Origin of the sequence: Roseibium sp. MMSF_3247 (assembly GCF_030733765.1) — a bacterium.
Classification (GTDB): Bacteria; Pseudomonadota; Alphaproteobacteria; order Rhizobiales; family Stappiaceae; genus Roseibium.
In genome coordinates, this window is the sequence record NZ_JASHII010000004.1 from 356,623 (window position 1) to 368,884 (window position 12,262).

The following is a 12,262-nucleotide window of genomic DNA, read 5'->3' on the forward strand; positions in this document are numbered from 1 at the left end:
ATTCCCTCCACCCCGGATTTCCGGGCGCGCATCCATTTGCCGGATGCCCGTATGGCGCAAGCGCTGCTTCCGCCAAGCAGTTTACGTCAGCTTGCGTCCTGCGGTATGCGCGACGCCAGGCTCATGCCGATGTCCATGCCTTCAAGCTGATAGTGCGGCCGAAGGAAGAACTGTGCGCGGTAGTAGCCCGGGTTTTCTTCGTCATCGATGATCGTCACCTTAGCTTCGCGCAAGGGTTTGCGGGCCTTGGTTTCTTCGGTCGAATTGTCCGGATCGCCATCGACGTAGTCCATGATCCAGTCGTTCAGCCAGCGCTGCAACTGAGCAGCTTCTTTGGTTGACCCGATCTTGTTGCGCACCATGACTTTCAAGTAATGAGCAAAGCGGGTGGTCGCGAACATGTAGGGCAGGCGCGCGGACAGATTGTCTGATGCGGTTGCATCCTTGCCATCCGGTCCCGAGAACTGGCGTGGTTTGAAGACCGATTGCGCACCAAGGAACGCTGCCTGATCGGTGTTCTTGCGATGGATCAGCGGGATCAGACCGAGGCGGGAAATCTCATGCTCCCTGCGGTCGGAGATCGCGACTTCCGCTGGGCACTTCTGGTCCACGCCGCCGTCATCCGTTTCGAAAACATGAGTGGGCAGTTCTTCAACCAATCCGCCGCTTTCGACGCCACGGATCCGGACGGTCCAGCCATATTCCTTGTAGGCTCGGTTGATGTTGGCAGCCATGGCATAGGCGGAATTCATCCAGCCGTAATTGTCGTGACTGTCTTCATTGAACTCTTCCTCGAAGGCGAATTCTTCAACCGGGTCGGACTTTGCCCCGTAAGGCTGGCGTGCAAGAACACGCGGCAGGCTGAGCCCGAGATAGCGGGCATCTTCTGACTCCCGCAGTGTTCGCCATTGGGCGTGAATCTCTGTGTCGAACACCTTGGACAAATCACGTTTCGCCGGCAGTTCAGTCCAGCTTTCCATCTGCATCAGCTTCGGATCGGCTGCAGCAAGGAAGGGGGCATGCGCCGCTGAGGCGATCTTTGCCATCCCGCGTAAGATGGTGATGTCTTGGGGTTCGTAGGAAAAATCGTAGTCTCCGACAAGGCACCCGTAAGGTTGACCGCCGAGCTGACCGAACTCCGCTTCATAAATCTGTTTGAAAAGCGGGCTTTGGTCCCATTTGGCTCCACGGTAACTCTTGAATACGCCCGCCAGCTCGCTTTTCGAGATGTTGAGAAAGTGGAGCTTTAGCGTTGCATCAGTTTCGGATTGATGCACCAGATAATCGAGGCCGCGCCAGGCGCTCTCAAGTTTCTGGTATTCTGGCGCATGAATTATCTCATTCACCTGATCTGTCAGAGCGCTGTCGAGCTTGGCGATCATCTCGTCGATGGTGTCGTAGACATCATCTTTGATGAGTGTCTGGTCCGCCATGGCTTCTTTGAGAAACGTCGACATTGCGTTGTCGACCAGCTTGTTCGCGGTGTCTGCCTTATCATTGATGCGGAAGTTTTGCTTCAGGATCGAGGCAAATTCCTCGGGGCTTTTTTCTGCAACTACTCCAGTCGTGGCAGCTTCCTGGGCGTTGGTATCCGGATTGCTCATTTACGCCTCCTTGTCTTCACTGCCGTCATCAGCGGTATCAGTTGCTTGAGATTTTTCCGCTTCGATCTGTTTGGCCAAAGCCGCCATCAATGCCGGATCTTTTGTCAGTTCTTCCAGCTGGCTAATCGCCTTGACGCGGCCATCCATCATGGTCCGGAGAGCCGCTAGACTGCGGCGTGCTTCGAGCAGTTTGTTCAGGGCTGGAACCTGTTCCGCGACGCGGCCAGGACTGAAATCGTCCATATTCTCAAATCGAAGCTGGACACTCATCTTGCTGCCTTCTTCGCCGGACAGGCGGTCCTTCACCGTAAAGGATGTTCCGGGCTGAATGGCCTTCATGCGGGAGTTGAAATTGTCCATGTCGATGTCAGCAAGCTTACGGTCGCTGATGTCGGGTTTCTCAACGCCCGGACTGTCTCCGGACAGGTCAGCCATAATCCCCATGACAAACGGGAGTTCTACCTTTTGCTCCGCGTCAAACGGATCTTCGTAGAAAATATGGACCCGAGGAGGTCTATTGCGCTTGATAAAGCTTTGCCCGCTTTTCGATGCCATTGTAGTTGCCTTTCGTTTCTCGTTCGGCGCCTTCGCCGGTCAAAGACAGTCAAATACAAGCGCAGTTAAACTACGTTTTTATACTTTCGATTTCTCTCTGCGCTTAATCTTATGTTGTTTTATATATTTGGAATTCATCCTGTTCGAAGTGATTGTTGTCACAGGTTGGTGTGTTTTTCGGAGTATCTGGAAATATTGAGGCCCGGTTCTTCCGTAATGTCAAGATCATGATGATAAGCAGTTACGTCAGGTATGCAGACATATTTAGCTGGAGAAAGTATTAGTCCTCCTCAGGCCTGAGGAAGAGACCAAGCAGACCGGTAAATGATCCTGAGCTCATGTTCTGAGCTTCCTCCAGAAGCATTGGGATCGGGCTGGTTGGTTCGTTGGATGAGAAGTACGTTTTTACAGCGCCAATCGCCTTCATGGCTTCATTCCGATTTGAAACAATGGGTGGTTCATAACCGTCCGTATCTCCCAGATCGCCGGTGCCGCCGTCATTGAGATCTCGGAGCCGGTCGTTGGACAGCTGCAGTCCGCTGGTCCCAAGAATGAGGCTGACGTCGTCGAAACGGCGCGGCATCAGTATTTTGAGCGCATCCAGATATGTCCGGCCCACAAGTCCGTGTGCCTCGCGTACAAGAAACAATGCCGGATGTGATGGTTCGCGGGAGGCGAAATAGGCTTCCACTTTCTGCAGGAGAAGTTTCGCTTGGGCTGCATTTGCCAGGTCCGGTGCAGGTCCGGTTGCCGGCTCTGTTTCCGGTTCATCTTCGGAAGTTTGTTCGAGGTCGGTACCTTGCTCTTCAGCGTTCAAAGAGGTGTCAATCCGACCGAGACGCAAGTTGAGTTCGGTGGAGATCTCGCGAAGCAAACCGCAGAGATTTTCGAAGTCGGGTGGTGCTGCTTGTTTGCCGGTCTCTTCCAGCTTGCTAGCACATGTCGCCGAGATTGCCTCGAAGAGTGCAGGCAATTCCGCAAGGTCTTCGAGAACTTGGTCGATTAAATCCTGGTCGAGTTCGCCAGATGTGAGAGCTGCTTCGATAGCGCCAAGGGAAACTGTCTGCTCTTCGGCGCGCGGTGTCACGTTGCCGGCAGCGATTTGGAGTGATCTGAAACTTATCGGGCCGCTGCGTCTTGTTTTTAGAAGAGGGGCTGCCTCCAGAGGAAGGAATACTGTCGGTCTGCTGTTTAGGCCCTCAAGCGCCCCTATGCGCTCCATATGATCGAAGTCGGCGTCTTCCGGTTGAACGTCGCTCCAATGGTTTTCAAGAAGCTTGAGAGTAATTCGTATGGCGTTTGTAAACTGATGTAGATTGCCGCTTAGAAGGCTAAACCGCGCGAGATACGCCAATAAGCGTACATCCCGGGATTGCTTCAAAAAACCGTCCATCTTGTCGAAAAGGTCCGGGAAGTCGAATTCCGTCCGATCAAAATCGCTATAACGTTCCGGGAGTTTTTCCTCACAAAAATCCATGAGGGCTGCAAATGCTGGGTCCGTGTCGAACAGGTCGGGACCGCACCCAACGCCCGGTGCGATCTCCGTTCCATATGTGTTCGGGTCAAGATCCATTGCGCCCCTCGTTGGTCTTGGGTGTTCTCTATGTGGCCGTCATGTGGACTGCATTGCAGGTGTCGGCCGCTGTCTTTAGGTCACTCCAGAACCAGTTTGCTTTCTACGCGCCTGTTTGCGGGGTCGTTGATGTCGGCGACTTTCGGTCGTGTCTTTCCGTACCCAACGGTCTTGAGTCTGTCTCGTGCGACACCGACAGAAACGAGAAATTCCGTGACCGCGCTGGCACGATCTTCTGACAGTCTTTGATTGTAGGATGCAGAGCCAATCCCGTCCGTATGTCCTTCGATAACGAACGCAGCGCTTTCAAGGTCTGGATCAGAGATGCCCTTAGCGAACTCCCGAAGGTTTGCCTTTGCAGTGGGACTCAGCCGTGCCGATGCGTACTCGAAGGAGACCAGCAGATTGAAACCTTCGCCTATGGCTTTTGTTTCCGGATCTGCAGTCAAGGCACCGGTCTGGGCGCCGTCGTTTTCCTGCGTGACGGCGATTTGACCGCCTGTTTCGGCCACTTCCTTGGCGTTGCATTCATCCCGAGTGCCGATGCAGAGGGCGCGGGTTTTACCAGCCGGCTTTAGTGAGCGGGTCTTGAGCTCCTTGAAGTGCTGCTTGACGTCGTTGGCGGAGTAAGTGGCGTCTTGCGCAATTGCTTCTGGCGCTGCTCCGAGCGCCATCACAAGTGCGGTCGCAAACAATACCTTGCTTCGTCGAGGAGTTCTGCCTGAGTAACTCCGGTGCGTTGCGGCTTCTCGGTCCTGAGACAATACCATTGTTCAAATCTCCCTGTTCGACTTGCGTCCAAGTCACCGTCCTGGGTGGCTGATTACAGTCTGTCGAATTCTGGAAAAAATATTGTGGCGTAAGTCACTAAAGTGCTGTTTGATGTCATTATGTCTTAAAAGGAGGTGAAGAAGCAAGAGGACATTCAATATGTTACGTAGGTGACGAGATGGATAGTGTTTTATCATACTCAACATCATCGCCCTCTGAATGTTCGGTAATTTTGGCAATGGCCTTAATTAGTTTAGGCGGCAAAAATATTTATTTCAACGAACTGTGTTGTTGAACACAGCTGCGGTGCCAGAAAACGCCTAGAAAGGAAAAGGCATTCTATCACCAGGCGCTCAGGTTGCGCCGAAAGTTGCTGGGAGAGAGATGTGGTTCTAGGTCAACTCAAGCAATCGCAGCGGATGGCGGAATTGACGTCGGTCTTCGGCAAGGATGAAATTTCACTTGTCAAAATCGAAGCTGACGAGGGCATCAGCCACGACTTTGAAATCTCTCTCGAAGTGGTCAGTCAGCGTGAAGATCTGGATTTTGACCAGGCTATTGCGACTCACATGACGGTGAAGGTGACAACCAATAATGGAGACACGCGTTATTTCGATGGTTTGCTCACGGATGCGCGATGGCTTGGTCACCGAGATAGCTACTATGTCTACAGATTGACGTTACGTCCGTGGTTCTGGCTGCTGACAAAGAACGCAAATTGCAGGATCTTCAAGGATAAATCGGTACCTGAAATCATTTCGGAAGTTTTGGGCGAACACGACTTCGCGGACCACCGGAAAACGCTCACCGAGAGCTATGAGCCGATCCACTATTGTGTCCAATACCGGGAGTCCGACCACGACTTTTGCTGCCGCCTGATGGAGGAGGAAGGGATCTCCTACTTCTTTGAACACAAGGACGGCAAGCACACCATGATTCTGGCCGACGCAAAGTCATCCTACACGTCCATTGAAGGCGATCCGGCTATTCCGTTCATTCCGCTCGGCGGAGATAGCCAGCGTGACGAAGAGCATCTGTATCATTGGGTTCCGAAGCGCAAATTCCGGACCGGCAAATTCGCGGTCAACGACTACGATTTTGAAAAACCCAGCGCATCGCTTGAGGCAGACCGGGAAGCCGGCGCGTCTTATCGTTCGGGAAGTCTGGAGCACTATGATTATCCTGGCCGATATACGGAGAAGGACCGGGGAACAAATTTCAGCAAGATCCGGCTGGAGGCTGAGCAAGCTGCTGACAAACGCGTGAAAACGGCAGGGGAAGTACCGCGTCTCTTCGCAGGAGGGTTGTTCACACTCAAGGATCATCCGCACGGCCCTCAGAACCGGGAATACCTGATTGTCAGGGCGGCGCACCAGATCATAACTGAGCAGTACCGGACAGGTGGTAGCGGCGGGCTGCAAGGAGAAGCTTACACCGGCACTTATGACGTACTCCCGGCGGAGATCCCGTTCCGGACGCCGGCGAGGACGCCCAAACCCCAGATCCCGGGGCCACAAACGGCCAAAGTGGTTGGGCAAGGCGAAATCGATGTCGACGAATACGGTCAGATCATGGTCGAGTTTCACTGGGACCGCGACAAGACGCAATCCCGCAGGGTGCGGGTGGCCCAGATCTGGTCAGGACAAGGTTGGGGCGGTATCGTGATCCCCCGCGTGGATATGGAAGTCATCGTTCAGTTCCTCGAAGGAGATCCGGATCAGCCGATAGTGGTCGGAACGGTGTATAATGCCGAAAACATGCCCCCATATTCCTTGCCAGGGGAAAAGAACAAAGCCGGTGTGAAATCGGACTCCACGCTCGGAGGCGGTGGGTACAACGAGTTCGTGTTTGACGACACCAAGGGCCAGGAACTGGTGGGTGTTCATGCGGAGAAGGATCTGGATACCGTCGTTGAGAACAACGAGACGCGGGAGGTCAAAAATTGCCGCAGTTCCACGATCGGCGTTGATGAAACGCTTGAGATCGGGCAGCACCGGGAAACAACAATCGGCGTGAACGAGAAGCTAATGGTCGGCCAAAACCGGGAAACAACCATCGGCATGAACGAAAAGCGCGTGATCGGCATGAAACGGGAAACCCAGGTCGGCATGATTCGTGACGAGACGATTGGGGTGGATTGGACCGTTCAATCCGGGGCCAAAATCGAGTTTGTCGTTGGGGCCAGCAAGATCCTGATGACACCCGCATCGATCTCGATTGAATCGCCGGTTATCGACATCAAGGCGTCCGGTCTTCTGAATGCCAAAGGCACACTGACGAACGTGGAAGGAACCGCTCTACTGCGACTGAAGGGCGGCGTTCTTTTGATGAACTGAGTTGGCTATTACGGCTGAAATTCAAGGCTGGGAGAAGCAAAATGTCGACATCCAGGATCAGGTTTACCAAAGCGAGTCAGGTGTTCGAAACCTATCCGGACCTTGTCGATCTGGTTCCAGAACCGCAAGGTGAAATGGAGCCTGAAACCTACCTTGCTGATCTCAGAAAACAGGATCCGGCCTTTGCGGCGCTTGCCTTCTTCGCTCACGTCTTGCCAAAGCGTGAATCCGTTTGGTGGGCACATCAATGTGTTGTGGGCCTGCAGGTAAATCTGTCGAGTGTCGAAACAAATGTAATGCGCCTGGCCGAAGCCTGGGTCCGTGATGGGGATGAAGAGAGCAGGGAGGCAGTCCAAAAAGTCACCGACCCTATGAAGCCGGACACGGCGCCGGTATGGGTCGGGCTGGCCGTTGTTTGGTCAAGCGGCTCCTTGTCGCCCAATCCTGATTATCGTGTCGAAACTCCGGATGATTTGACGGCCAAGGCAGTCCACACCGCTGTTTTGATAGCGGTTGGACAAGTCGGCCCGACAGAACGGAAAACAGCGATCGACACGTGTCTTGATGCGGGCCTTATGTTCGCACGAGGCGACAGCATGCCACCTGTTCGGCTTGGCGATACGTCAGGAGCCGAGGTGCTTGGTACAGTGGATGGGGGAGGGTAAGCGCTGATGCAGATTACGCTCCAAATCGAGAACGTTGACCGGTTGGAGACCGGCGGACAGGTTTCTTACACCTGTTCTGATCGGGGCTTCGACATCGGCCGGCACGAACACCTCGACTGGAGCCTTCCTGATCCGCAGCGCGTTATATCCGGAAAACACTGTGAGGTACGGTTCGAAGGCAATGGTTTTGTACTTCATGACATGTCGACAAATGGCACGTTCATGAACGGGAGCCCGAACCGGATGGATAAACCCCACATACTGCGATCGGGCGACCGGTTTATGGTCGGGGACTACATCATATCAGTGGCCATTGAAGGGGCCGTTGTGCCTTCTCACCCGGTTCATCCAGATGCTGCGAACGGTCCGGCACAGCCTCCAATTCCGTCTTTCCCCGTCGCCCCTCAACAACCATTCCCGCAAAGAGACACATGGCCCGCACCGCCCTCGTCGGCAGATCCGTCTTATCCGATGCCGCAGCCCTCCAGCCCGTGGGGCGCGCCAGAAACTGGGATGGAGGGGCGGCACGCTCCGCCGTCGAATGCGCCAGGTGTTGGAACACCAGCAGATGATGTCTGGAGCCAACAGGGTCACGGATGGGGAAATGCCGATCCGGCGCTTTATTCACCGCAAGCCGATACTCCAGTGCAACAGCCGCCAAGGCCTGCACAGGCTGATCCGCTTGATCATCTCGCCTCTCAGCCCGATCTGCAGCCAAGAAAATCGCCCGAAAATCCAGCTCTTGCTGGTGAGATGGAAGCGGCCCCAAGCCAGCCAGGGCTTCCGTCTCCTGCTTTTTCTGAGGCTGAAGGAGGGCATGGACCCTCCGAGCTCTTGTTCGGAATGCCAGATCTTGGATCGACTGAGCCCGCACCTGTGCAAGAGCGTGTTTTGTCTTCAGAGCTTCCGGAAGCTGTTGATGCCAAGCGTGGCTTGAGCGAAAAAAGTCTCTCACCGTTTCCGGAGGCTTCGCCGCCCGAAACTGGCGCGTCTTCGTTTGCGTCCACCGAGATGAAGCCCAAGGCTGACCAATCCAGTGTGTCTCAACCTCCTCACTCAGAGTTTCCCGAGATCGAAGAGCACAGAACGCCAATCGAAGAAAGTCAATCTCCTCGGCTCGATCCAGTTGTTGAGCCGCCAAAAGAAGGTGCAGGCGAAGCGGGTGACAGTTTTCTACGAGCGTTTGCCGAAGGGGCCGGCATACCGATTTCAGCCCTTGACAGACGCGACCCCGATGTGTTGGCCCGTGAACTGGGAGACATCCTTGCAGGGGTTACAGGCGATCTGATGGGACTGTTGGCCGCGCGCAGCCACGTGAAGGCTTTGACCCGGAACGCCAACAGGACAATGATCAGCCGGACCGGCAACAACGCTCTTAAGTTTTCGCCGACACCGCAAGTGGCGCTTCAAACCATGTTGTCTGAAAAAGCCGAAGAGAATGGGTATCTGCCGATCAAGGAGGCGATGGCGAACGCATTCAAAGACATTCAGAAACATCATGTGTGGACCTATTCCGCGATGCAAAAGGCTGCGGCGCGGTTTGAACAGACCCTTTCACCCAAAGCGATAGAGGCGGAACGTTTGGTTCAAAAGTCCACGTTCGGGAACGTGAAAGCCAAACAATGGGAGAAACTGGATGAGCGCTGGACGTCTCTTGTCAGCACCCATGATGACGGGCTTGTCGGAGTGTTCACGCAGTATTTTACTGAAACTTATGAGGAATTGAGCCGTGCGGATGACGGGGAGGATCCCAGTTTTTAACCGTCGATAAGATGGGGTGCCGGCTTGTTGATTTGCCGCCTGTTGAAGGAGCAGTGCCTGAATGTCGTGGTATAGCAAGGTAGCTTGGACAGAAGGTCTTTTTTTGAGACCGCACCACCTGCAGCAAAGCGACCGTTACGCGGAGCATTTGCTTGACGAACGGGTGCGCCTTGCTTCGCCTTATCCTTGGGGTTTTGCAGACGTCGAAATCGATCAGGATGTTGGACAGCAATGCCGGTTCGCCTTGCGCCACGGGCGCGGTATTTTTCCGGACGGTACGGTTTTCAATTTTCCAGCAGACGGAACAGCACCGCCTGCAATTGACGTTCCGGAGGACGCGGCCGGCCAGATCGTCTGGCTTGGTATTCCGGAGACGACAGTCAATGCGGTTGAAGTTGCCAACGGCCGGGAAGATGCAGCTACCCGATACATCCAGGGGCGTGAAACGATCATCGATTCAACGTCTGCACTCCGGCAGGAGGAAGAGATCGATGTTGCGCATCCAAGGCTAATGTATTCGATCCGCTCCACACCGCATCCAGGTCATGTGTGCCTGCCGGTCGCGCGGATTACCGAAATCAAGGACCGGATTGTTATAACAGACGGGTCGTTCGCGCCCCCGGTTCTTGCTTGTCATGTTCATCCCGTTGTCACCGGCTGGATTGATGCGGTCATAGGTTGGGTCGAGCGCAAACTGAGCGAACTGGCCCGCTATGCAGCCGATACGTCCGCGGGCGGTGGTTTGCAGAATTTCGACTATCTGACCTTGCAGATGCTCAACCGGATGCACCCGATGCTGATGCATCTGCGCAAGTCCGCTTATGTCCATCCGGAACGTCTTTACAGTGAACTGCTCCAGGTCGCGGGAGAACTTGCGACGTTTGCCACGGAAGAACGGCGCGCGAGGAATTATCCAGTCTATGATCACGACAGGCTCCACGACGTCTTCAAACCAGTTTTAGCTGACATACAGGCCTTTTTGTCCGCCGGTTACGACCGGCGTGCGATCCGACTGCCATTGGAACAACTTGCGCCAAACGCCTTCAAGTCGACAATCGTCGACAGGAACCTGTTTGCTCAGGCAAGTTTCGTGATCGAAGTCGCCGCCCGCCGCCCGCTCACAGAAATTCAGATCGAGTTCCCGCGGCTCTTTAAGGTCGGGCCGTTCAGTCAGATGCGGCAGATTGTGTATTCGAACCTGCCTGGCATTCCGCTTCTCCATATGCCGGTTCCGCCCGCGCAAATCCGGGCGCTGACGGATCGTGTTTATTTCCGTCTCGACAAGACCACACCTCTTTGGCGTGAGTTCAGTCAGGATTCTGCTATCGGGCTCCAGTTTTCGGGCAATTGGCCTGACCTTCAATTGGAGTTCTATGCAATTCGGGAGGATCGCTGATGGCGGATGATGACGATCCTTTTGGCGTTTCGAAGAGGAAGGGAAAAACCATTGTCCGGCCAAATCCGGGTGGCCGATGGACCGAAACCCCGACTGACGGTCCACCGCCCGGTCAGGCGGCACCGCGACAGCCACCACCATCACAGACGGGGCAGGTGCCTCCATCATCGGGGCAGCCGGCAAGGTCTGATCCTTGGCAAAGCAACAGCGGGCAGCAAGACCCTTACGCACCGACGCCTGCCGGTTACGAATATGGCCAGCAAAGCGCACCAGACCTGCATCGTCCACCGCAAACCGGCGAGGTCCCGCCGCAGACGGGCGCGGCACAACAGCCTCAAGGGCAATTGGCGGCTACACCGGATTTGTCCCAAATACGTGTCGCCAACCGCAATCCGATTTCCCGCGCTGCAGCGCCGCTGCTCTTGTTGCTTGGCCGGCTTCATCTCACGATGACTGATGCCCAATTCGATGCCTTGATGCGCGACGTTTACAACGCCATCAAGAGTTTTGAAAAAGAGCTGCGCAATTCCGGCATTAGCGATGATCAGATCCGGTCAGCGGCCTATGCCTTGTGTGCAACGTCTGATGACATCGTGCAAAATCTTCCGTCCGCCGGGCGCCATCAATGGACGCAATATTCGATGTTGACCCAGTTTTTCGGGCAAGCGACCGGCGGGGTGGAATTCTTCCAGCTTTTGGAAAAGGCAAAACAGGATCCGGGCCGAAATTACGGTGTTCTTGAGGTGATGCACTCGTGCCTGTCGCTCGGGTTTTACGGTAAGTACCGGGCGATCCAGGGCGGACAGCAGGGCCTTGAGCGTGAGCGCAGAGATCTTCATGAGATCCTGCGGCGGATCCGGCCGCGGCCCGGCGATGACTTGTCTCCGCATTGGCGTGGTCTAGAGTTGATGCAAAAGAAGACTGGGTTCTCAGTTCCGATCTGGTCCGTCGCCGCGATTGCCGGAGCAATCCTCCTCGGCGCCTACATCACCTTGCTGCTGCTTTTGTCCAGTGGCAGCGAAGTTCTGGCGAGTAGGGAAGCTGCCCTGTTTCCAAACGGTCCGGTTGAACTTGCGCGGGAGGGCTATCAGCCCAAACCGCCACCACCACCGCCGCCGCCAGAAGATGCCCTGATCGATGTTCTAAACGATCAGCTTGGAGGGCTCGACGGACTGGAAATTACTCAAGCCGGGCCAGCTGTGCTTTTGCGGATGCGGGCGCAGTTCGATGTTGCTGCAGCCTCTTTGCGACCTGAATTTGAAGACCTCGTTGTTCAGGTCGGCACAACGCTGAACGATGAAGGCGGGGATATATTAGTTGTAGGGCACACCGATAGCGATCCGATCCGCAACAATCCGCGGTTCCCCAGCAACTGGCATTTATCGGTGGAGCGCGCCAAATCCGTAGCGGCTGTCATGCAAGGTCTCTTGGATGCTCCGGAAAGAATTACTGTCGAAGGGCGCGGGGCAGATGAACCGATCGCGCCCAATACCAGCCGCGAAGGGAAGGCAAAAAACCGAAGGGTCGATGTTTATGTGAGACCGTTGCCCGGCAGACCGGTCGCAGCAGTTCAACTCGGTGCAGAGAACCCGCAGTAGAGG

At 55.0% G+C, this 12,262-nt stretch carries 9 protein-coding genes; 5 read left to right on the forward strand and 4 right to left on the reverse strand.

Going from position 1 to position 12,262, the window contains the following annotated elements:
- Window positions 1-86: 86 nt before the first annotated feature.
- From tssC to RBB44_RS15580, 4 genes are all read right to left on the reverse strand, one after another.
- On the reverse strand, window positions 87-1,604 hold the full coding sequence (gene tssC, locus RBB44_RS15565) for a type VI secretion system contractile sheath large subunit (protein ID WP_306148608.1): 1,518 nt from the start codon (window positions 1,602-1,604) through the stop codon (window positions 87-89).
- Complete coding sequence (gene tssB, locus RBB44_RS15570; RefSeq protein WP_306148609.1) at window positions 1,605-2,159, reverse strand: type VI secretion system contractile sheath small subunit; 555 nt, start codon at window positions 2,157-2,159, stop codon at window positions 1,605-1,607. It abuts the gene before it with no gap.
- A gap of 280 nt (window positions 2,160-2,439) precedes the next feature.
- Window positions 2,440-3,732 (reverse strand): ImpA family type VI secretion system protein, encoded by a 1,293-nt coding sequence (locus RBB44_RS15575; RefSeq protein WP_306148610.1) that lies wholly within the window; start codon window positions 3,730-3,732, stop codon window positions 2,440-2,442.
- A gap of 80 nt (window positions 3,733-3,812) precedes the next feature.
- Window positions 3,813-4,427: an OmpA family protein gene (locus RBB44_RS15580; protein ID WP_306148611.1), complete on the reverse strand. Its 615-nt coding sequence runs from the start codon at window positions 4,425-4,427 to the stop codon at window positions 3,813-3,815.
- A 462-nt stretch (window positions 4,428-4,889) separates the two neighbouring features.
- Here RBB44_RS15580 and RBB44_RS15585 point away from each other — a divergent pair, with 462 nt between their 5' ends.
- From RBB44_RS15585 to icmH, 5 genes are all read left to right on the forward strand, one after another.
- Window positions 4,890-6,839, forward strand: a complete 1,950-nt coding sequence (locus RBB44_RS15585; RefSeq protein WP_306148612.1) for a type VI secretion system Vgr family protein — start codon at window positions 4,890-4,892, stop codon at window positions 6,837-6,839.
- 41 nt (window positions 6,840-6,880) lie between these two features.
- The gene (locus tag RBB44_RS15590; RefSeq protein WP_306148613.1) at window positions 6,881-7,504 is read left to right on the forward strand and encodes a hypothetical protein; all 624 of its coding nucleotides are present in this window, start codon (window positions 6,881-6,883) and stop codon (window positions 7,502-7,504) included.
- Window positions 7,505-7,510: 6 nt separating this feature from the next.
- Window positions 7,511-9,265, forward strand: a complete 1,755-nt coding sequence (tagH, locus tag RBB44_RS15595; protein WP_306148614.1) for a type VI secretion system-associated FHA domain protein TagH — start codon at window positions 7,511-7,513, stop codon at window positions 9,263-9,265.
- Window positions 9,266-9,326: 61 nt separating this feature from the next.
- Complete coding sequence (gene tssK, locus RBB44_RS15600) at window positions 9,327-10,661, forward strand: type VI secretion system baseplate subunit TssK (RefSeq protein WP_306148615.1); 1,335 nt, start codon at window positions 9,327-9,329, stop codon at window positions 10,659-10,661.
- Window positions 10,661-12,259 carry a type IVB secretion system protein IcmH/DotU gene (gene icmH / locus RBB44_RS15605; protein WP_306148616.1) on the forward strand — a complete coding sequence of 533 codons (1,599 nt, stop codon included), beginning with the start codon at window positions 10,661-10,663 and terminating at the stop codon, window positions 12,257-12,259. Before tssK ends, icmH begins: the two co-directional genes overlap by 1 nt.
- Window positions 12,260-12,262 lie beyond the last annotated feature (3 nt).